This is a genomic window from Pontiella desulfatans (genome assembly GCF_900890425.1).
Taxonomy (GTDB): domain Bacteria; phylum Verrucomicrobiota; class Kiritimatiellia; order Kiritimatiellales; family Pontiellaceae; genus Pontiella; species Pontiella desulfatans.
This window is the reverse complement of record NZ_CAAHFG010000005.1, coordinates 183,530-205,903: the sequence shown is the minus strand read 5'-3', so window position 1 is coordinate 205,903 and position 22,374 is coordinate 183,530. Positions and strand designations below refer to the sequence as shown.

At 56.2% G+C, this 22,374-nt stretch carries 12 protein-coding genes; 2 read left to right on the top strand and 10 right to left on the bottom strand.

Going from position 1 to position 22,374, the window contains the following annotated elements:
- Positions 1 to 41 precede the first annotated feature (41 nt).
- From E9954_RS31145 to E9954_RS31130, 4 genes are all read right to left on the bottom strand, one after another.
- Positions 42 to 1,499, bottom strand: a complete 1,458-nt coding sequence (locus tag E9954_RS31145; RefSeq protein ID WP_136083220.1) for a sulfatase family protein — start codon at positions 1,497 to 1,499, stop codon at positions 42 to 44.
- Positions 1,500 to 1,647: 148 nt separating this feature from the next.
- Positions 1,648 to 3,156 (bottom strand): sulfatase family protein, encoded by a 1,509-nt coding sequence (locus E9954_RS31140; protein ID WP_136083219.1) that lies wholly within the window; start codon positions 3,154 to 3,156, stop codon positions 1,648 to 1,650.
- Positions 3,153 to 3,986 (bottom strand): hypothetical protein, encoded by an 834-nt coding sequence (locus E9954_RS31135; RefSeq protein ID WP_136083218.1) that lies wholly within the window; start codon positions 3,984 to 3,986, stop codon positions 3,153 to 3,155. Before E9954_RS31135 ends, E9954_RS31140 begins: the two co-directional genes overlap by 4 nt.
- Positions 3,987 to 5,756 (bottom strand): sulfatase-like hydrolase/transferase, encoded by a 1,770-nt coding sequence (locus tag E9954_RS31130; protein WP_136083217.1) that lies wholly within the window; start codon positions 5,754 to 5,756, stop codon positions 3,987 to 3,989. It lies immediately after the preceding gene.
- Positions 5,757 to 5,981: 225 nt separating this feature from the next.
- Here E9954_RS31130 and E9954_RS31125 point away from each other — a divergent pair, with 225 nt between their 5' ends.
- Positions 5,982 to 6,317, top strand: a complete 336-nt coding sequence (locus E9954_RS31125) for a type II toxin-antitoxin system prevent-host-death family antitoxin (protein ID WP_136083216.1) — start codon at positions 5,982 to 5,984, stop codon at positions 6,315 to 6,317.
- Entirely contained in the window at positions 6,314 to 6,820 is a 507-nt protein-coding gene (locus E9954_RS31120) for a DUF3368 domain-containing protein (RefSeq protein WP_136083215.1), read from the top strand. The genes E9954_RS31125 and E9954_RS31120 overlap by 4 nt, the downstream gene beginning before the upstream one ends.
- Before the next feature lie 3 nt (positions 6,821 to 6,823).
- Here E9954_RS31120 and E9954_RS31115 read toward each other — a convergent pair whose 3' ends face one another.
- The 6 genes from E9954_RS31115 to E9954_RS31090 form a co-directional block, all read right to left on the bottom strand.
- On the bottom strand, positions 6,824 to 8,644 hold the full coding sequence (locus tag E9954_RS31115; protein ID WP_136083214.1) for a sulfatase-like hydrolase/transferase: 1,821 nt from the start codon (positions 8,642 to 8,644) through the stop codon (positions 6,824 to 6,826).
- 127 nt (positions 8,645 to 8,771) lie between these two features.
- Complete coding sequence (locus E9954_RS31110) at positions 8,772 to 10,688, bottom strand: sulfatase-like hydrolase/transferase (RefSeq protein WP_168442722.1); 1,917 nt, start codon at positions 10,686 to 10,688, stop codon at positions 8,772 to 8,774.
- A gap of 236 nt (positions 10,689 to 10,924) precedes the next feature.
- Positions 10,925 to 12,421, bottom strand: a complete 1,497-nt coding sequence (locus tag E9954_RS31105) for a sulfatase family protein (RefSeq protein ID WP_136083212.1) — start codon at positions 12,419 to 12,421, stop codon at positions 10,925 to 10,927.
- 84 nt (positions 12,422 to 12,505) lie between these two features.
- A complete protein-coding gene (locus E9954_RS31100; RefSeq protein WP_168442721.1) occupies positions 12,506 to 14,842 on the bottom strand; it encodes a sulfatase family protein in 2,337 nt (778 codons plus the stop codon).
- Between the two features lie 218 nt (positions 14,843 to 15,060).
- On the bottom strand, positions 15,061 to 19,626 hold the full coding sequence (locus tag E9954_RS31095; protein ID WP_136083210.1) for a sulfatase-like hydrolase/transferase: 4,566 nt from the start codon (positions 19,624 to 19,626) through the stop codon (positions 15,061 to 15,063).
- A gap of 167 nt (positions 19,627 to 19,793) precedes the next feature.
- A complete protein-coding gene (locus tag E9954_RS31090; protein ID WP_136083209.1) occupies positions 19,794 to 22,370 on the bottom strand; it encodes an autotransporter outer membrane beta-barrel domain-containing protein in 2,577 nt (858 codons plus the stop codon).
- Positions 22,371 to 22,374 lie beyond the last annotated feature (4 nt).

Below are 22,374 nucleotides of genomic sequence, written 5' to 3'. Positions count from 1 at the left end.
GCGGCTGCGCCGCAACCCCATCAACTAACAACCAACAACTATTATTCCCCAACCGGGGGTTCATATTTATACGGAGGCGGGGTGTATTCGTACTGTTCTTTAGCACGCTCCAGCAGCCGCTGCATTTTCTTCAGTTGCACCGCAGCTTCGGGTGAATGAATTCGGTTCTGAAGTTCTTTCGGATCTTTCGCCAGATGGTAGAGTTCGCCGAAATTACCGATGGATTCGTCCTCGTAGGGATAGTGGACATACTTCCAGTCCGGCGTCCGGATCGCCAGCATGGTGGGAATCGCGGGCGCATATTTTTCCTGGAAGTATTCATAGAAGAACGGATCGGTGCGCCCGACAGCCTTGCCGTCCATCACCGGAACAAAAGACTCGCCCTGCATGGTTTTCGGCGTTTTCGCCCCCGCCAGCTCCAGCAGGGTCGGCCCGATATCAATATTGGCAACCAGCCCGTCGATCCGGCGGCCCGCTTTCAGCTTCGGAGGATAGCGCATCGCGAAGGGCACGCGAATAGACTCTTCATAGGCGAGGCGCTTGTCGCCCTTTCGATGTTCACCAAAAAACCAGCCGTTGTCGGCCATGAAAATGATCACGGTGTTATCAAGACGCCCCTGTTCCTCCAGCAAATCCATCACCCGGCCGATACCTTCATCGACGGCCAGCAGGCAGCGCAGCATATTGAGCTTGCCTTCGTTTTTTACGGACCATTTTTTCGGCCCGAGCTTGTCGGGAACCGGCAACCCTTCGCTGGCCACCCATTTTTTATAATGCTCGCCGTACGTCTGCGCGCGTCGGCGCCAAAGGGGACGGTCGGAAAAGTCCAGCGACCAGCTCTCCGGCTCCTCAAAACGTCCTTCCGGGAAGGCATTCTTATGCCGCTCGGCCGGCTCAAAGGGAGCATGACACGCCTTGTGCCACAGCAGCACACAGAACGGATCGCTCTTGTTTTCAGAAATAAAATCGACCGCCCGGTCGGTGAGGATGTCGGTAATATACCCCTCTTCCTTTACCACATCGCCGTTAATATTCAGCTCGGGATTATAATAGACGCCCTGCCCTTTAAAGCTGAGCCAATAGTCAAAGCCGGGGCGTGGCTTCGCGTGATGCGCCATGTGCCACTTGCCGATCAGCGCAGTTTTGTAGCCCACCTTCTGCAGTGCCTGCGGAAACTGCGTCAGATGCGGTTCCGGATCCTGGATCTCGTTATAGCGCACACCGTGGATGTGCGAATAGGTGCCGGTCAGAATCGATGCCCGGCTCGGCGAGCAAAGCGACGTGGTGACCATCATATTGTCAAACACCGCACCTTCGTCGGCCAGACGCTGAAAGTTCGGCGTTTCCAGAAAATCAAAGCGATTATGAAAAATGGCATCCGGCGCCATATCATCCACCATCACAAATAAAAAGTTCGGCTTCTCCTTTGCGGCCGAAACCGCCCCCGCTAAACACAGCAGCGCAACCGCTGCAAAACTCATCTTCTTCAATCCATTCATACTGCACCTTTTAAACTTCTTTTTTTGACCGGATCTACATGATCTACATGATTTCAAAAACGCCCGTATTTACTACCAGCTGTCAGCTCTTTGCTGTAAGCGTCCAAGATCATGTAAATCTGCGTTAATCCTGTCTAAAATTCTCTCGTTAATAGTCCTGTGGTATATTGTTCTTCCTGATCGTCTCAGATCGGGCCGTCATAAATTTCTTCCCCTGCACCGCGACCGGTTTGATTGCAATGCGTTCATCTTCCATTTGATCCAGCGCCGTGCGCATCCGTTCGAGCTGCGGCGCATATTCCGGATCATAAGCCAGGTTGCGCCCCTCGTTCGGATCGCGTGCCAGATCGAACAGCTGCTCCACACCGGTGGCATGCGTTTTGGCGCAGGGCGGAAGTCCGGTGACCTCCTCATTTTCAATATATTCGCGGATATATTTGATCGTCCCGTCACTCACCATATGCATGTAGGCACTGTTCTCGGCATAGACAAACTCGCGCCACGCGCTCTTTTGACCTTCCACCAGCGGGCGGACACTCAGCCCGTGTGGCAGCACGGCACCGTCCGCCTGGGCATAATCACAAAGGGTGCGCCCCAGATCGACCCCGGACACCAGATGCTGTTCATCCCGAATGCCTTTGCGAACCTTCAGTTTCCCAAGCGTTGAAACAATAAACGGAACGCGACAAACCTCGTCGTAGAAGGTTGATTTGGCCACCGTGCGATGCCGCCCAATGCCCTCACCATGGTCAGCGGAAAAAATAATCAGCGTATTGTCCTTAAAGTCCGACTGCTCCAATGCGTCGAGCAGTACATCGATCTGGCGATCCACCATCTCAGTAAAGCGGTGGTAATTATAGCGGTGCATCCGCCACAGCTCATCGCCCCAGTCGCGGAACGCCGCATTCTTTTTCTCCGCCGATCCGCGCTTGCAGGCCACCAGAATACCCGGTTCACGCGGGTCGTACTCATGTGCTTCCGGCAACGGCGGAATATCACTCTCCTCCAGCACACCGGCACTCACATAAGGCGGAACCTTTTTGCCGTCTACCTTGGTCGAACGCGCATCATCATATTTCGGCGTGATGCAGATATCGTGCGGATTGAGATAACCGACCGACAGGAAAAACGGATGCTGCCCATCGTGGTTTTCCAGAAATGATACCGCGCTGCGGGTAACCTCTGTATCGGTCATTTCCCCCCACCAGCTGCCTTCATGCAGCACATGGAACAGGTTGCGCACCTCTTTTCCGGGCACGTGCCACTTCCCGGAAAAGTAGGTATCGTATCCGGCCTGTTGAAGCAGCCGCGAAACGTCCGGCATTTCCGGATGGCACGGCGTCGAGTTGCAGACCACGCCATGCTCCGACGAATAAGCGCCCGTCCACCACGACGCCCGCGCCGGGCAGCAGACCGGATCGGTGGAATAAGACTGCATGAACGAAGTGCCGTTTTTCACCAACCGATCAATACCCGGCGTGGATGTGTATTCACACCCGTAGGCGCGGATAGAGTCGAGCAGGCTCATCTGGTCGACATGAATAAAAATCATGTTCGGCACATCGTTGGCCGCCGTTCCTTTGGCATTCGAAGGATAGGTCACCGATGCCGCCGCTGTGGCCACCGCACTGCTTTGTAAAAAACTGCGCCGCTTCATTCGGCACCTCCTTTCCAACCTTTGGAAGGTATGGAATCAATGGTCGGGTTCGCGTTATACACCAGCATCGACAAACCGAAGCGCGCGATTAAAAGTCGCCCGGAATCATCCACCCAGTAATAGGATGGTATAATACCCGGCCCTTTATGCGTATAGCCGTGCAGCATCACCTTGCGCCCGCCGAATTCCGCCTCAAAATCGTCAAGGAATGCAATCGAGTGCCCGGCAGAGAAACGTTCGAGATCCTCAAAATATGAAAAGGAGATTCGCCGATCGCGCGGCATGGTTTGCACTGCGGCCAGCAGCCCCCAGTTGCAGGCGATCGGCCCCGCCCCGGCTTCCCGGCAGAGGTACGAGTCCCCGGATGCGCCCTTCTTATGAATCCGCCCCTTGTTCAGCGAACCCTTCTGGAAATAGTTTCGAAACGGCGCGACCGGCGCGGTCTGCACATTGCGGGTTTCCGCTTCAATCTTCCAGTGCGACGGATCTTTCAGCGATAACAGCTCATCGCGGTTGCAGTCAAACGCGGTCGTCAAAAACTCACGTTCTTTCGGAAAATTCTGCCCCATCTGGCGCACACTGCTGACCGACAGCCGCACCCCGTCGCCGGAAAACTTTGCGCCCAGCCGAAGCGATCCGTAGATATATTTGTTGGGCTCTGTAAAATCCTGCGGACCGGAATAGACCAGATCATACGAATTTTCCCAGTCGGACGACGGATCAAACGCCGCCGCCGGCAACGTACTCTCCGCCGCCGAAAACCCCTTCGGAAAAATGGTATTCCTAAGCATCACATTGTCGTTAAACGACCAGTGCAAAACATCACTCATTTACTTCTCCAGTTTCAGGGTCAGCTTGAGCACCTCGCCAATAGCAGCGCCGGCGTCGGCGTCATCCGCGACAGCCAGCGAAAACGGAACCGTTCCCGACGGCAAAGCGACGGGGCCAAAAACGTTTTTTTCGCTGGAGCGACTTTTGGCGGCAACCGATTTTCCATCGACCAGTAAACTGACTGGTGCGCACCGGTCGAAGCCTGTGCCTTCGGCAATGAAAGAAACGGCGAGAGGCTTTTGCACTTCAACCGAGTAGTCGGCGCGATCGCCCGGATATTGAAACCCCTTCACGCCGCCGAGATAATCATGCATGTCCATTTTGCCCGTTAGCCGCAGTGGCTGCAGCACCTGTATTTTCCAATGCTTCCGCGGACGATCGGCATTATTGATTTTCAGTTGCCGCATCTGGAAGGTGCGGTTGCGCTCAGCAATGTTGTCCCACCGCGCCCGGCAGCGTTTTGCCATGGCGTCGGTGCGCTCCGGCATTTCTTTGCTGAGGTCATTTTGTTCAGACGGATCTTTTTCCATGTCGTACAAACGGAATTCGCCGCCCGGCAGATGATGAAACTTGTATTTGCCGCTGCGCAGAATCGTGTGCAGCGTGTCGTAGCCCAGCGTTTTCATATCGGGCGTGTTTGCGCCCTCCCCGGCCGGGACGCCGGGACCGCCGGTCGCCAGACGGAATATATCGCGATCATCCGTAAACTTGCGGTCTTCCAATGAGCCGCGGAAGCTGCGCCCGGAAAACGGGAAATGATCGGGATGTTTGTCTACCGGGATTTGGCAGAGCTCCAGCAGCGTGGGCAGCACATCCTCCACACTGATCGCATGTTTGCGGATTCCGGATTTAACCTTTTCGGGCCAACGCACCAGCAGCGGACTGCGGATGCCGTTGTCCCATACCTCGCCCTTGCGGCCGATCAGGTTGCCGGGATTGCGAATGCTCCAGTCCGGGGAATGCGGACGTTTGGGCTTCGAGTTTTCCCAACCCCCCATCTCTTTCTGCCCCATCGCATCGAGCGAGCCATTATCGCTCATGAAAAGCACGATGGTATTTTCCGCCCGCCCGCTCTCATCGAGCGCATCAAGCAATCGACCGATCTGGTCATCCATCTGTTTGATCGAGCCATAGCATTGGGCAATATCTTCCGAATAGCCCTTCTTTCGAAACGGCTCGGCGTAGGACTCGGGGCAGTACCATCGCAGATGAGGAATCACGTAACCGACATACGCGAGCCACGGCGCGTCACCGGCCTGCATAATTTTTTCAACCGCCGCATCGGTGATCAGCTCCGCACCCCAGCCCTGCTCATTTTTCTGGGCATATCCCGCCCCTTGGAGAAATGAATCGAATCCGCGATCAATCGGCGTCATCTCCATCATCTCCAGACCGCCGTCCATTTTACCGAACGCCCAGGCCTGGTAGCCGGACGGGGTAAAAAACTTCGGCATCAGCGTTTCATCGCGCCGCACCTTGCCGCGCGAACCGACGCCCCACACACCCGTATCGAGATAGTGGCGGCCGGTAAACAGCGACGACCTCGTCGGCGTGCACGCCGGCCCCACCATGAAGTACGGATAAAATGCCGACTGCTTCGACAGCCTGTCCAGCACCGGCGTTTGCACCACATCGTTCCCAGTAAAACCAAAATCGCCATACCCCTGATCATCCGAAACAATCAACAGAATGTTGGGGGACCGCGCCGCTCCATACGAAAACGAGCCAATCATCAAAATATAAGCCATCCATTTAAAGACGTTTTTCATAAACCAGACCTCATTATACACAGAGCATTTCACCCAGCTTTAGTTAATACAATCTGTAATTTGACAAAGCTAACGCAAGTCGCCCTCCCCGACAACGACATTCACTTCCGATTTCAACAAACCTTGCCAACGATAGTTGTCTCGCAACTCGCATCCCTATGAAAATCCCAGCTTGACCCCGGTAATTTTTGTGCTACGTTTTGTACTGACAAATAAGGAGTAGCCATGCAAACAGCAATCGATGTTTTTTCATCCCGCGACCTGCGAAATAAAGCCGGGAAACTGATCAAAGAGGCAGAAGCCGGACATCTTTCCATCATCACAAAACATGGACGCCCGGCAGCCATAACCCTGCCGTTCGATGCCCGTCTGCTGGAGCAGGGAGCGCATCATCACCTTGCCGCAACCCTCTTCGAACAAAAACAGGTTACCCTGGTTCAGGCTGCAAAAATTGCGGGGCTTTCTGTGGAAGATTTTCTAGAGGTGTTGAGCGTCTCGAATATCGATGCGGTCGATTATAACGCAACGGAACTCGAAGACGAACTGAGCGTGTTTGAGTGAAACCCAACGACCGTCAGCTCATTATCGCCGACACCGGACCGCTGATTGCATTGGCAGTCAGCGGGCAATTAAAACTGCTTCAGCAATTGTTTGAACAAACCCTGATCCCCGAAGCGGTACTCAATGAGCTATGCATCAGCAGCTCGCGCCCCGGAGCCGTTGCGCTTGCCTCCGCCCTGGATGCAGGGTGGCTTAGAGCAGTCGCGTCTGAACCGCCCGCAAAACGGTTGCTTCGCACACTCGATCAAGGAGAAGCCGAAGCCATTACTCTGGCAGGACACCAAAACCTTCCGCTGCTTATTGATGAAGCGCGCGGCCGGATCGCAGCCCGCAAAGAAGGAATAAAGTTTTTCGGAACCGGAGCCCTGCTCATCCAGGCAAAACGTCAAAAACTGATTCCTGAAGTCAAACCTGTACTGGACCAAATGAAAGCTTCAGGCTACCGCATTTCACCCCCGCTCCGTCAGGAAATTCTGGACCGCGCCGGGGAAGCATTCGAATAGAAATCACCGCTCCAACGTCAAGGTCACTGTAATCACTTCACCATCCGCTGTTCCGGCTTCGACACCATCGGGAACTGCCAGTGAAACCGGGATGCTGCCCGCCGGCAGCGTCGCGGAGCCGAAGACGATCTGTTTCGCGTCGCGGCTTTTGACCTCTACCGGCTTGCCGTCGATCAGCAGGTTGATCGGTGCGCATTGGACGAGGTTTTTTCCTTCAGCGATGAAGGAAACGGTAAGCGGCTTCTGCACATCGATCATGTAGTCGGCGCGGTCGCCGGGCGAGTTAAAGCCCCGGGCGCCGCCGTAGAAAATCGACTGCATATTGCCTTCGAAATGGAGCGCCTGGTTGGCACGCAGCGTCCACGATTTGGCCCAGCGGTCGATGTTATTGATGTACAGCTGGCGCATCGGAAACGTGCGATTGCGCGAGGCAATGTCGTCCCAGCGTGCGCGGCAGCGCTGCGCCAACTCTTCGGTGCGCTCGGGCATTTTCCTGCTGAGGTCGTTTTTTTCGCCGGGGTCTTTCTCCATGTCAAACAGGCGAAAGCTCCCGCCGGGCAGGTGATGGAATTTATAGCTTCCGCGCCGCAGCACGGCATGCAGCTTGCTGTAGTCCGCTTCGCGGGCATCTTCAATAATGTTGGACGGCGTGACATCACCCGGATGCCCCCGCCCATCGAGGGCGATGCGGAAGATGTCACGCTCATCTGTGTAGCGCGGATTTTCGAGCGAGGCGCGCATGCTGTTGCCATCGAACGGCAGATGCTTCGGCTGTTTGGCTTCGGGAATCTGCGCGAGGTCGAGCACGGTCGGCAGAATGTCTTCCACCATCGGTACATCCTGACGGACGCCCGGTTTGACTTTTCCCGGCCAGCGGACGAGCAACGGACTGCGGATGCCGCCGTCCCAGACCTCGGCCTTCGAGCCGGTCAGCTCGCAGGCATTGCGCAGTTTCCAATCATCGGAATGCTGTGCACGTTTAAAGTTTTCATTCACATAGGCCGGCGTGTTTTCGGTCGGGCCGTTGTCGCTGAAGAAAATCACAATGGTGTTTTCCTCCTGCCCCGCCTCGCGCACCGCGTCGAGCAGGCGGCCGATTTGGTCGTCCATTTGTTTGATGGAGCCGTAGCATTGCGCAAAGGATTCCGAAAAACCTTTTTTGCGGTAGGGATCGGCATACGAATCGGGACACTCCCAAGGCAGGTGCGGAATAATGTAGGCCATGTGCATCAACCACGGCGTATCGCCGGACTCTTTGATCTTTTCAATCGCCGCATCGGTGATCAGTTCCGCTGACCAGCCCTCCGTCCACTCGCCGCCTTCCGGCGTGCAGAGCAGCGGTCTTTTTTGCAGATAGCCGCCGCCGATCCCGCAGAACCAGTCAAAGCCGCGCTCCACAGGACCCAGCTCCATCATCTTCGCGCCATCCCATTTACCAAACAGCCAGGTGTTGTAGCCGGATGGATTAAAAAACGAAGGCATCAGCACTTCGTCGCGGCGCACATCGCCGCGCGGGCCGACGCCCCAGACGCCGACATCCAGATGGTTGCGACCGGTCAGCAGCGCCGAGCGCGTCGGGGTGCAGGCGGGTCCGACCATAAAGTGCGGATAAAATGCGCCTTCTTTCGACAGCCGGTCCAGCACCGGCGTGTCCGCCAGCTTATTGCCCGTAAAACCAAAATCGCCGTAGCCCTGATCATCCGAAATAATCAGCAGAATATTCGGGCAACGTGACGTTGCATCCACAGAGGAACAGCCCGCAGCAAAGGTAGTACTGTCCACAACAACCAACCCTGCAACCATCCATTTAAACATATTTTTCATAAGCCAACTTCTCTATTATTTTCAAAGCAACTACGCTGGATCATTTTTTGATCACGAATCACACTAATCTCGCGAATGAAGAGTCTTAAAATTCGTGCGATTCGCGAAATTCGTGATCTGTTTTCCATCATTTGACCTTCGTGGTGAGCTTGATGTCATCGATCAGGATGGAGCCGGCACCTTCCTGATCAACCCGCAGGAGGAGGTTGTTGCCTTTGCCCAGCTTGTCCGGTGTAACGCTCATTGTGTAGGTCTGCCACTCAGTCGGAACAGTGGCCGTCTTTTGCTCAACGAACTCCCAGGGGCTTACCAGATAAAGCGTGGCCTGCGTCGGGTGGTTCAGCGCTTTGGCACGCAGGGTCAGGGTGTAGGTTGTTCCCTCGGATGCGTCCACTCCTCGGCTCATCAGCGACCACTTGCCACCCTCGCAGGTAAATTTCAGGCACAGATTGCCGTTATCCAGCACCGCCTCCACACTGGCCGAGCCGATGTCGCCGCCTTTCTTGAAGGTTTTAAGCTGCCATTCAGGACTCAGTTGACTTCCTTTCATCGAATCAAAATTTCCTTCCGGCAGCAGGTTGCCCTCCGGTTTTGCTTTTCCCGGGGCCGACTTGACTTTGCCCAACTCTTTCTTCAGCCGTGCGGCGACCTCGGGGTATTGACCAAAAACGTTGTTTTGTTCGCCGGGGTCGTTTTCCAGATCGTAGAGTTGATCCTTATTCTCCCGCTGGCGGGGCGTTTTATTTTTCGGGTCGTGTTCGATATATTTCCATTTGCCCCGACGGATCGAAAAGATGGAATTGGAAGTGCGGCCCGGAACCACCTCGCGAGGCGATGCCGTGCTTTTTCCCGACCAGACCGGCCAAAAACTCACGCTGTCGATCGCGCTTTCCGGCACTGGTGCTTCAAACAGATCGGCAAAAGTGGCAAACACATCGGTCAGGCAGAACAACCCTTCGTTCTGCTTTCCGGCCGGAATATGCTTCGGCCAACTGACAATAAATGGAACGCGGCTTCCGCCTTCATAAACCGCATGTTTGCCGTCTCGCAACTCGCCGTTGCTCAGGTGCCCGGCGGCATAGGTTTCCCACATCGGCTCCAGGTGCCATTTTTTTGCAAACTCCTCATCAGTCGCCACCACAGCCCCGTTGTCGCTGGTGAAGATGATCATCGTATTATCCAGTCGCCCGGTTTTACGCAGTGCATCGATGAGCTCACCGACCTGCCAATCCAGCTCCTGAACAAAGTCGCCGTAGATGCCGCAGTCGCTGCTGCCGATAAACTCCTTCGCGGGCGTAATCGGCTTATGCGGAACGGTCGATGCAAAGTAAACAAACAGCGGCTTGTCGGTCGGAGCCGACTCAATGTATTCGACGGCCTTGCGTGCGGTATCCTGCCCCACCTCGTCATCCTCATAGAGCACCTCCGGCGTCCAGGGTGTCACCTTTTTGCCTTTGATCGTAATGGCATCGTTCGGTCCGCGCCCGACAAACGTGTCGTTTTCGATGTAAAAGGCCGGCTCATTTTCCACATTGGCAGCCAGGCCGAAGAAATAGTCAAAACCGGACGCCAGCGGCCCGCCCTCAATCGTCGGGCGGTTCCAGTCGTAGCGCTCGGCGGGAGAATCGCCGTACCCAACACCCACATGCCACTTGCCAAACGCCGCCGTGCGGTAGCCATTTTGCTGAAAAAACTTCGGCAGGCTTTCAACTCCCTTTTCCAGAAGCGCATTCGGCCCCGCCGGTGCAATCACGCCCCTGATCGGATGCAACGGACTGCGCCACCAATAGCGCCCGGTCAGCAAGCTGACGCGCGACTGCGAGCAGGTGGACGTCGGCGTGTAAGCATTCGTAAAGCGCATGCCGCTTTTGGCAATCCGGTCAATATGCGGCGTCTTCAGCTTTGTCGCGCCATAGCAGCCCACATCGCCATAACCGAGGTCATCGGCAAAAACAACTAACACGTTAGGGCGTTGCTCCACCGCAAAAGCCACGCTGCACGAAAAAATCAACCCGGAAACCAGCCACCTGCACACACACTTCATAAATCGCACCTCGATGTTAAAAATACAATCTGTCATCTATAAAGGTGCAGATCAATTCCATTTTCCAAGGTTCGGAACTTTTTCTTCCAATGGTTGGAACCTGGCTGAGCCAGCACCCGTCAGCATTTCCAAACATTGGAAAAATATATGCGTACCTACTGTGTCCCGCCGCAGCCTTGCCGAAGGAGGATGCAATAGGTTTCCAGGCATTGGAAAGAACGGCGCGGAGCACCGTTCTACTTCGGATAATCAGCAGGATCAAAGCCTTTGCTGCTGCCGTCGCGGCGCAGGCGGTTGAGGTAGGTGGTCAAGCGGTCGTACACATCCTTGCGCTCCACGAAGATATTCTGCTCTTCGGAGATATCCTTTGAGAGGTTGTAGACCTGCTTGCTGTTTTCCGCTCCCCACCACTCGTACTGCTTTCGTACGTGCTGCATGAGCTGGGGAATGAGTTCGCGTTCTTCGATCACTTTCGTGTCGCCGTCGCGAATCATAAAGGTGCCGATGCAGGAGGTGGAAACCACCGGCGGGCGGACCGGCGTGTCGGCCGGTTGTGTGCCGAGCAGCACGGGAGCGATGCTGAAGCTGTCCTCAACATATTCGCGATGGTCAAAACGGTAGCCGATGATTTCGCCGAGCGTGGCGATCATATCCACCCCGCTCACCACCTGCGCCGATTCCGTTCCGGCGGGGATATTCCCTGTCCAGCTGGCGATCATCGGAACGCGCACGCCACCTTCATAGATGACGTGCTTGCGGCCGCGCAGCTCGCCGTTAATGGAATGCCCCTTCCGCGCGGCTTCGGCATGCGGCAAGGTCCCGCCCTCACCGACATACAGCCCGCCGTTGTCGGAGGTGAAGAGGATGATGGTGTTGTCCATCACGCCCTTTTCCTCAAGGGCGGCAAGAATCCGGCCGACATGATGGTCGAGCTGCTGGACAAAATCGCCGTACGGCCCGCATTCGCTGGATCCCTGAAACGGCTTGGAGGGCGTAATCGGAATGTGCGGTTCAACGGATGAATAGTAGAGGAAGAACGGTTTTCCGACCGGGGCGGATTCGATGAACTCCACTGCTTTATCGGCCACCCGCGGCCCGCACTCGAACTTATCCCGCAGTGGCGAAACCCCGCGCGTTTCCCAATTTGGATGTGTTCCTTCCAGCCGCACCTTTTCGCCGGGAATGCGGTCCACGACCTCATGGCCCTCCACATAAATTTCCGGAACATTTTCATGGTTAGCCGGCAAGCCGTAAAAGGAATCAAATCCAGCTTCGAGCGGCCCGGGCATCAGCGGCTTATCCCAATCCACCGTGTGACGCATACCGAAGCCGAGATGCCACTTGCCGAAATAGCCCGTGCGGTAGCCGCTCTTCTGGAACATCGTTCCCAACGTCGGACGGCCCGGCTCGATATGATACGGCGCATCCCAGTTGATCACCCCGCACTTTTCGCCCGTGCGCCAGTCATAACGCCCGGTCATGATGGCGTAGCGGCTCGGCGAGCAGATCGCACCCGGCGCATAGGCATCGGTAAAGCGCATGCCCTCTTTCGCAATGCGGTCAATATTCGGCGTCTTGATTTTGGTCGCGCCGTAACAGCTCAGGTCGCCGTATCCCAGGTCATCCGCCAGAACCAGAACCACATTCGGGGAGCGTGACGTTCCATCCGCAGAGGATTCCGAGACTAAAGCTGCGCAACTCAAAACAACCAACCATTTAGACATGTTCTTCATATTCTACCTTTTCACTGTTCCGATCATTGGAAACGGCCCGGAGGACCGTTCTACGCAGCACGTGCTCCGCGCCGTGTTCTCCCCCTACTCCATCACCTCAATGGAAACTGCGTCAAGGGTGACAACGGTTTTTTCGGTGACGGTTCCATAATTCAGCGCGCCGAAGGCCAGCGTGTAGCCGGAAATATTGGCGGAATAATCCGCCAGCGTTTCTGTCAGCACTGAATCGCCGCCCGTGCTGGTGGTGCCCTCCAGCTCGATGGTGGCCTGGGTTCCATCCAGCGTGTAGGTGATGGCGGTCGGAAGGCCATTGAGATCGGCGACGGTTCCCCCGTTTGCGGCTGCCCCGTCCAGTGCCTGACAGATGATCCGCCAGGCGGAAGGATCGCCCTGATGCTCCAACCGGAAACCGATGCCATCATCGAGCGCATTGGCTTGCGGATTGTATTTTCCGTCAGCATCATCGCCGACCGTGAAAAAGAAAATGTTCCTGCCTGAACCGTTGGTGCCGCTGATGGATGCAATATCAAAACGGGCTGATACGGGATGGTCATAGAAGTTGTAGAGCTTTTCTCCATTGAACGTCGTCATCGTTCCGTCAGCACTGTTCGTCGTGCTGAGTGCAGCCTGGGCCGACCCGGCCGGGATGCCGGTATCCATCACAAGCTGCCCGCCGGCCTGGGTTACTGAAGCACCAGCTCCCTGGACATATTCCGTCCAGTTGGTATTGATCGTCCCTTCAAAGGAATCACTCCAAATGTTGAAGCCGATTCCGTCGTTCGACTCCTTCACCAGATAGAAGCGGTTGGTTGCATCGTCCATTGAGACCGTGACCACCATGACTCCGTTGGATGCCGCGATGCCTTCCGATACTTCCTGCCAGTCGGGATCGTTGAGCGACTCGGTGGTCAGAATATCATAGCGGTAGGTTTGGCGAACCGGGTGGCGCAGGGTGATCTGTCCGCCGGAAATGGAGGGAGCAAGCTGGAACGGCACGCCTTCGTTTAAGGCGGCTTTCAGCGGGATCAACGCCTCTTTGAGCGGCGCGGCCACTTCCGGATGTAGTGCAAAGAGATTCTGCGTCTCGCCGGGGTCGGCATCGAGGTCATAGAGCTGGTCGGTGTTTTCGGTTACACGGCCGGTCGGGTTGCCCGGGTCGTGTTCGATATATTTCCATTTACCCTGGCGGATCGAATAGATGGCATTCGGGCTGCGCGTCGGAACTTCTGAACGGGGCGATGCCGTGCTCTCTCCTGTCCAGACCGGCAGAAAGCTGATGCTGTCGATTGCACTTTCCGGCACGGGCACATCCAGCAGATCAGTGAAGGAGGCCAACACATCGGTCAGACAAAACAGACGGTCGTCTGTTACGTCAGCCGGAATGTGATTCGACCAACAGACGATGAATGGAATGCGACTGCCGCCGTCGTAGACCGCATGTTTTCCCGCGCGCAGCTCGCCGTTGCTTCGATGTCCTGCGGAATAGGCTTCCCACATCGGCTCCAGCCCCCATTGCGTTGCGTGGGCTTCACTCGTTGAAACGACCGCGCCGTTATCGCTGGTGAAAACAATCAGCGTGTTATCCAGTCGACCGGTGGTGCGCAGCGCATCGAGTAGTGCGCCGACCTGGCCGTCGAGCTCATGAATAAAGTCTCCGTAAAGCCCGCAATCGCTGCTGCCGACAAACTCCGCAGCGGGCGTAATGGGCTTATGCGGAACCGTTGATGCAAAGTAGACGAACAGCGGCTGATTGGTGTCGGACGACTCAATATACTCGACGGCTTTGGCCAGGGTGTCGCCGCCCACTTCATCGTGTTCGAAGCGCACATCCTCGCTCCAGGGATCCACACTGCTGCCGCTATTCACCGTGACCACATCGTTTGATCCGCGCATGTAAAACTTATCGTTCTCGATATAGAAATCCGGTTCGTTTACGACGTTGGCGGCCAGCCCGAAAAAATGATCGAAGCCGACATCCAACGGCCCGCCTTCAATGGTCGGCCGGCTCCAGTCATAGCGCTCGCTATGTGAATCGCCGTAACCGACCCCGAGATGCCACTTTCCAAAGGCCGCCGTATTGTAGCCCTTTTGCTGGAACAGGGTCGGCAGGGCAACCACCCCGCGCTCCAACAACGCGTTGGGGCCTGCGGGATGGATCACGCCGGTCGGCGGGTGCAGCGGACTGCGCCACCAGTAGCGGCCGCTCAGCATGCTGACGCGAGACTGCGAGCAGGTCGACGACGGCGTGTAGGCCTGGGTAAAGCGCATGCCGTTTTGAGCCAAGCTGTCAACGTTCGGCGTCGCCACATTCGTCGCGCCATAACACCCCACATCGCCATACCCCAGATCGTCGGCAAAAATGATCAGTACGTTTGTGGAGGATGCACCGAAGGCACTGCCTGCCAGACAGGAGATCGCCACAGCTGTTTTCCAATGGTTGGAACTTTTTCTTCCAACCCCTGGAAACGGCCCGGAGGACCGTTCTACTTTTTCCAACCATTGGAAGATTTTCTTCCAAACCTTGGAAGCAGGCGGGACGCCTGCGATACAGTCCACCGTACCGCAGGCGTCCCGCCTGCTCCACGCAGAGCTAAACATCATGTAAATCCTGTTCATCCCGTCAAAAAAAAATCCCGCCCCTACTCTGTGACCTCGACCGAAACCGCGTCGAGCGTTACAACGGTTTTTTCATCCACCGTCCCCATGTTCCATGCACCGAAGGCCAGGGTATAACCGGAAATGTTGGTGGAATAGTCCGCCAGCGTCTGGGTCAACACAGAGTCGCCGCCCGTACTGGTTGTGCCCTCCAGCTCAATGGTGGCTTGTGTTCCATCCAGCGTAAAGGTGATCGCGCCCGGCAGACCGTTGAGATTGGCAACCGTTGCCCCGCTTGCACTGGCTCCCTGAAGCGCCTGATAAACGATGCGCCAGGCCGCAGGATCTCCCTGCTGCTCCAGCCGGAACCCGATTCCGTCATCCAGCGCATTGGACTGCGGTTGATATTTGCCGGCGGCATCATCACCGATCGAGAAATAGAACACGTTCCTTCCGGCGCCGTTGGTTCCACTGATGGAGGCGATATCGAAACAGGCGATTACCGGATGATTATAGAAGTTGTAGAGCTTCGCTCCGCTGAAGGTCGTCATGCTTCCGGTCTGGTCGGTGATTGCATTGAGCGCGGCCTGCGCGGCGCTGTTCGAAACACCGGTGTCCAGCACAAGCTGACCGCCGGTCTGGGTCACGACGGCTCCCGCGCCCTGCGTGTATTCCGACCAATTTGTATTGAGGGATGCCTCGCCGAAGCTTTCGCTCCAAATCACATTCGTCTGCCCGCCGAGGGTTTCCCAGATCGAATAAAACCGGTTGGGATCGCCTCCGATCGGCAGCGTGATATTTTTAAACCCGTTACTCGAAGAAACGTCGGCCGATACCTCCTGCCAGAAGGGCTCTGTCAACGATTCCGTGGCCATGACGGCATAGCGATAATCTTCGCGCACCGGGTGACGGTAATCCATCGGCCCACCAGCCGCCAGGCCATCCAGACGGAACGGTACCGGCATGACTCCGTTGGTATAAACCTGCCAGGCAGGCATTCCGTTAATATCCTTCCAGTCGGCGGCATGCCACTCAAAATCATCCACCAGCTCATAGTCTTCGAGCCACATCAGGGGCGTGCCCTGCTGGGTACTCCACAGATATTCCTTCGTCGCCCTCTGTTCATCCCAATAGGTGAACCAGCGCGCTTCATCATAGTTGACGGTGTTCGGAACCGGAATATGCGCATTCTGCGCGGACAGCTCGGCAAGCAGCAAGGCTTCGAGCTCGGCGACCAATTCCGGGTGCTGATCCGCAAGGTTGGTGGTTTCGCCGATGTCGGCGTCGAGGTCGTAGAGTTCGTTGGCCCAGGGCTGAGTCGGATGATTCGTTCCATCAAAGAAGTGGCGAAGCTTCCACTTGCCTTTCCGAATGACCGCACCGCTGCGGTTCCACTCGGGCTGGCCGATCAGGGTGTAGTGCGGGAAGAACCAGGTGACAAAATCGCGTCCGGTGGGGGTTTGGTCACAAATGAACGGTTTCAGATTGATGCCGTCGAGCGGGTTGCCCGGCAGTTGCTCCAGACCGGCAACGTCCAGCAGGGTGGGATAAATATCGTGGGTCACGATGACTTCATCGGACTCGCGCGGGGCGACGCCCGGCCAGCGGACGATGGTCGGGACGCGCAGCCCGCCCTCGTAGGTGGAGGTCTTTGCACCGCGCAGCGGACGCATGGAGGTGACGATTTTATTGCCGTCCGTCTTGTCGGGCGCATCCATCCGGATGCCGCCGTTGTCGGAGGTAAAGATGATGACGGTGTTTTCATAGACGCCCAGCGCCTTCAACTCGGCGACGATGGTGCCGACCGCATCGTCGAGGCTTTTGACCATGCCGGCATAGATCGCAAAGTTCTGCGCATGGGTCTCGTCACGCGTGCCGTTGAAATAGTCGATGTAGGCCTGCTTGGCCTCGTAGGGTCCGTGCACCGCAAAGGTGGGCACATAGCAGAAGAACGGAGTGGAAGCGGCGACGTTATTGCTGATGAAGGTGCAGGCCTCGGCGGCAAGGCGGTCGGTGAGCTGCTCGCCGGTCGGGCCGTCCGTCAGGTGCGGATTCTGGTAGGGCGAAAAATAGCTTTTCGGGAATCCCAGATGATGGTCGGCCTTGGCGACATCGAAGCCCTGATGGGACGCCATTTTATCGTCGTCCGGACCCAGGTGCCATTTGCCGAAGAAGCCGGTTGCATAGCCCGCCTCCTTGAGGCGCTCGGCAATGGTGATGCTGGAGAGCGGAAGTTGCTCCTGTTGCTTCGGAATGGTTACCGGATAGGGTCTGGAATTTTGCATCACCGCCGAATCGGTCCAGTTCGTATAATTGAATTCGGGTACCGAGCGGGTGGCCGGCGTGACGCCGGTGATGTGCTGGCGTGCCGGCGCCCAACCGGTGAGCATCGCGGCACGACTGGCCGAACAGAGCGGCGCAGCGGCATAGGCATCAGTGAAAGCAATCCCCTCAGAGCAGAGCTGATCGATGTGCGGCGTTTCGTAGAAGGTGCTGCCGTAGCATCCGAGGTCGCGCCAGCCCATATCGTCGGCCATGATAACCACGATATTGGGCGAGCTGATAATGGTGTTGTTTGTGCCGACCAGGCTGTAGGGAGCAATTGCATTCCCGTCCAGGTCATTATTCTGAAGCGTGAGTCCATCGGTCAAGCCGACCGATTGGATCCCATAGTCCTGCTCCGCGCCGCCAATGGTGTTGGCCTGGATCAGGATATTGGTGGACGGCATGTCGGGAACCAAGTACGTGCCATTGGCAATCAGAATGCCGGACGAATCCTCGGCCGGATCCAGCCCATTGTCGGTGATGGTATTGGAGCGGATTTCAGAGTCCTGAATGCCCCTAAAGAACACCCCGTCCTGTCCGTTAGAAACAATCGTGGAGTTTTCCACCAGATGGCCGGTACTGAGCCGGTCGTAGAGGAAGCTGCTCAGGGCGCTGATGCCGTACTCCCCGTTTCCGTAAGCCTGCACATCGGTCAGCGTCACATCGCTGGCGTTGGCAATTTCAAACCCGTTCCGCCCATTCCAGCGGGATATGCAGTTTGAAAAGGTGATATCGTACGGCTGGCGCAGGTTATTCGCATTAATAAACACGGCAAAACCGCGTATTTCATTCCCTTCCGCGGAACAGTCGACATAGCGCAGATCGGTGCAGGAGTCGGAGGAGAATCCCGACCCGTGCCCGTTGGATGCATAGTTTGCTGTACAGGAATAAAAGGTCGTATTGCTGGCCAGATAAACATCGAAGCCCCACTGATCGGCATCTGACACACAGTTGCTGAAAACAACGCCGTTGACTGAATCAATCAAGTCGCTGCGCGACTGCACATAGAAGCCCAGAAGGTTCCCCGTTGAGGTACAGTTCAGGATGTCCGTTCGGCAATCCTCCACCTGCGTCCCCTGCACCACACAGCCGATGGCCGAAGAGTTTTCAAAATGACAGCTCTCGATCGTCAACCCGACCACATTCTGCATGTTGACCGAATGGATATACCCATTGGTCTGCACCGATCTGCGCCCGTCAAAACAGAGGTTTTCAAATGCAATATTCCGGTCGACGACGCTGTCGCGGTTCAGGTTTTTAATGATGGAACTGCTGCCGCGCATGTATTCATTCAGCCGCAGGCGCGAAACCGCGGCGCCGGTGCTGCCGTCGCCGGACAACACGGTGTTTCCGCCAATGTAGAGCGTATCGACAAAATAATCGCCGGCGGAAAGATGCACCGTATTGGTTCCGGTCAACCCACCGGCAAGATTCAATGCCATCTGGATGCCGAAGGTGTCGTCGTTTGCATCATCCGGAACAGCGCCGAACGACAGCGGATCAAGATCCGTAATCAATTCCACACGGAACGCATCCAGCGTCACGACGGTTTTTTCGATGACCGCACCGAGGTTGTAGGCGCCAAAGGCAAGCGTGTAGCCGGAAATGTTGGTCGACAAATCCGCCACAGAAACGGTGAGGTTGGAACCGCCGAGTGTTCCGTTGCCGATCCCGAGAGCCGTAAAGGTTGCACCCTCCAGCTGGATAGCGGCCTGCGTTCCACTCAGCGTATACGTGACTGCCGTCGGCGCACCGCTCAGGATGGCAACCGTACCGTTGCCTGCGCTGGCAGCTCCGTCGAGCGCCTGATAAACAATCTGCCACGTTGAATCCGAACTGGTCTTTTCCAATCGGAAGCCGAGTCCCTCGTCGAGCACGTTCACCTGAGGCATATATTTTCCAGCAGCATCATCGCCGATCGAAAAATAAAACACATTTTGTTTCGTACCGCTGGAGCCGTTGATGGAGGCAATATCGAAGCGCGCCTGCACCGGGTGGTTGTAAAAATTATAGAGCGCGGCCCCATTGGTGTGCGTCAGGGTACCCGACTGATCCGAAACGGTGTTGAGCGCCGCGTGCGCACTGCTGGCCGCCACGCCGGTGTCCATGACCAGTTGCCCGCCGGCCTGCACCACCTCCGCGCCGGCACCCTGGGTGAATTCCGTAAAGTTGGCGTTCAGCGACGCCCCGCTGAAATCCTCATCCCAGAGCACGCCCGCAATACAGGTGCCCGACAACAAAACCGCTGCCGTTATACTCGCTAGACCGATTTTTGAGCTCAACATATTCTATTCCATCCTTACTAAACCGATACGAAACACGCGCCTCCTTCGAGGCGCGCATTCGACATGTAGCTTTTTGACTGGATCTACACGATCGACATGATTTTGTTAATTTCCATTTCCGGATTTTCAATCATGTAAATCTGCGTAGATCCTGTCTAAGACCTCTCCTAATTATTCTGGATCCGCAGGCGGATGAAGGTCTGGTCCGCATCGGTCGGCACCGTGTTGGTTACGAAATCATACGTTTCGCCCGTGACGTTGGTTCCGACCACGGAATAGCCGATATTGGTCCAGCTCGGATTCAGCAGGTCGTCGGTGGTTTCCAGCCAGTAGGTCAGGTTTCCGTCACTGCTGTGCTGCGCATGCGCATAAACCAGGGTGGTTCCATCAAGCGCCACACTGGTCTGGCCTTTGTCCGCCGGATCGGTCGGGTCGCCGCCGAGGCCGTACTCGCCGAGGTTATCGACATAGTCGCCATCATAGTCGTTGGTTTCCGATCCGATATCCACACCCCAGCTTTCCGCCCAGGTGGAATAGGTTTTTGCCTCGACGGTTACAGTCATCGCATTGAGCGTAACCACCGTCTTTTCCGTCACGGTTGCACGGTTATGCGCCGCATAGGCCAGGTTGTAGGTTCCGATCGCTGAAGAAAGGTCATTCGTGAAGTTAGCAACAATGGTGGTTCCGTTGGTGACGGATTCGCCAATGTCATCGCCGGGAACCGTAACCACAGCCCCTTCCATATCAACAATGATCTGACCGCCGTTGAAGGTGAGGTCGATCGCGGTCGGCACACCGCTGATATCCGCCGCCCAGCCCCCTTCAATCGTGGATGAACCCTGGCTGGCAACAATCGTGAAGCGCCAGTATTCGTTGCTGGTGGTGACATTCAGTTGTTCAAGCGCAATACAGATTCCATCATCAAGCACGGTGTTCTGTGCCAGATAGTTGTCGCCGGCGTCTTCGCCGATCGTGCAATAAAAGACGTTCCGTTTATTCCCTTCAGGTGACACCCCGTCGATCGAGTCGATTTCAAAGCGTGCTTTCACCAGATGATCATAGAAATCATACAGTTGCGCACCATTGAAGGTGGTTACCGCACCGGTTTCGTCGCTTGCAGTAAACAGCCCTGCACGGGCACTTCCCGCAGCAACGCCGGTATCCATAATGAGCTGCCCGCCCGTCTGGGTCGACCCAGCACCGGCACCTGCGGTATATGCCGCCCAGTTTTCGTTCAGGCCTCCACCGATTTCCACCGAAAATGCATCCACCGCCACCACGGTTCCTGTCGAGACCGTGCCGCGGTTGTGGACACCGTACGCCAGGACATACTCGGTCAGGTTGGCTGAAATGTCATCGACCGTGGTCTGAATCTGCGTCGAGCTGATCGAAGTGGCATCCGCCGGGGGAACATACGCAAAGGTGGTGCCTTCGATGGTAATGGTAACGTTGGTTCCATCCATCGCATAGGTGATCGCTGTGGGGTATCCGTTCAGGGTACCCAGCGCATCGCTGGTTTCTGCTCCGGAAACCATTTTTGTTCTCATCAGGCGCCAATAGGGAGCGCCTGCCGTGCGCTCAATCACGAACGAGATGCCGTCATCCAGCAGGGTGCTCTGCGGCATATAGTTGCCGTCGGAATCATACCCGATCGAGCAGAAAAAGACACTGCGACCCGGGGTTGTCCCCCCTGTAAAGGAATCAATATCGAATCGTGCCTGAACCGGATGTTTATAAAAGTTGTAGAGTTTTTCACCGTTGTAGGTGGACATCGTGCCGGTCTCGTCCGTGGTCGTGCTGACCACCGCCTGGCGACCGCCGCCTGTGCCGGCCGTATCCAGTACCATCGTGGTTCCCGGCTGCGACACCGAAGCGCCGGATCCGTTTTCCTTCACCGTCCAGTTTTCGTTCAAACCGCCGCCGACATCCACGGACACATCATCCAGCGTTACCACGGTTTTTTCGGCCACCGTGCCCCGATTATACGCTCCATAGGCCAATGTGTAGCCGGAAATATTGGCGGAAAAATCCGCCACCGTCGCCGTCAGGTTGGAGCCGCCCACGGTGCCGTTACCCTGACTGCCGACCGCCGTAATCGTTGCACCCTCCATCTGAATGGTGACGTTGTTACCATCCAACGTATAGGTGATGGCGCTGGGGACACCGCTGATATTGGCAACAACGCCTCCTGCTCCCGGAACTCCCCCTTCGGAAGTCACATACTGAATCCGCCAATACGGTGTCTCAGTCACCTGTTCAATCACATACCCGATTCCGTCGTCGATCACGCCATCCATCGGCATATAGTTTCCACCCGCATCATCACCGATCGAAAAATAGAATACGTTGCGTTTAGTGGCGTTGCTGCCGGTAATGGATGCAATATCAAAACGGGCGCTCACCTGATGGTCATAAAAATTGTAGAGCGCTTCTCCGTTAAAGTTGGAAACCGTGCCGGTTTCGTCCGTCGTTGTGTTGACCGCCGCCTGTCGGCCGCCGTTCTCATCGCCGGAATCCAAGACCATGGTTGAATTCGAATGCGTCACGGATGCGGCTGGCCCTTGGGTAAAGACCGTCCAGTTCGAACTGAGCGATCCGCTGAAGTCGTCCTCCCACATCGACACCGGGGCAAAATCATCATCCCACGCCGGAAGCGCGCTGAAACTTTCATCCCAAACTGTCCCCGCCTGCGCGCTCAGCACAACCAGGAATCCAACCATCATCCACTTCAATATTTTCTTCATTCGA

Excerpts from the sequence above, each read along its gene's own strand:
- E9954_RS31145 (WP_136083220.1), bottom strand. The coding sequence starts at position 1,499 with ATGAATGGATTGAAGAAGATGAGTTTTGCAGCGGTTGCGCTGCTGTGT.
- E9954_RS31140 (WP_136083219.1), bottom strand. The coding sequence starts at position 3,156 with ATGAAGCGGCGCAGTTTTTTACAAAGCAGTGCGGTGGCCACAGCGGCG.
- E9954_RS31135 (WP_136083218.1), bottom strand. The coding sequence starts at position 3,986 with ATGAGTGATGTTTTGCACTGGTCGTTTAACGACAATGTGATGCTTAGG.
- E9954_RS31130 (WP_136083217.1), bottom strand. The coding sequence starts at position 5,756 with ATGAAAAACGTCTTTAAATGGATGGCTTATATTTTGATGATTGGCTCG.
- E9954_RS31125 (WP_136083216.1), top strand. The coding sequence starts at position 5,982 with ATGCAAACAGCAATCGATGTTTTTTCATCCCGCGACCTGCGAAATAAA.
- E9954_RS31115 (WP_136083214.1), bottom strand. The coding sequence starts at position 8,644 with ATGAAAAATATGTTTAAATGGATGGTTGCAGGGTTGGTTGTTGTGGAC.
- E9954_RS31110 (WP_168442722.1), bottom strand. The coding sequence starts at position 10,688 with ATGAAGTGTGTGTGCAGGTGGCTGGTTTCCGGGTTGATTTTTTCGTGC.
- E9954_RS31105 (WP_136083212.1), bottom strand. The coding sequence starts at position 12,421 with ATGAAGAACATGTCTAAATGGTTGGTTGTTTTGAGTTGCGCAGCTTTA.
- E9954_RS31095 (WP_136083210.1), bottom strand. The coding sequence starts at position 19,626 with ATGTTGAGCTCAAAAATCGGTCTAGCGAGTATAACGGCAGCGGTTTTG.
- E9954_RS31090 (WP_136083209.1), bottom strand. The coding sequence starts at position 22,370 with ATGAAGAAAATATTGAAGTGGATGATGGTTGGATTCCTGGTTGTGCTG.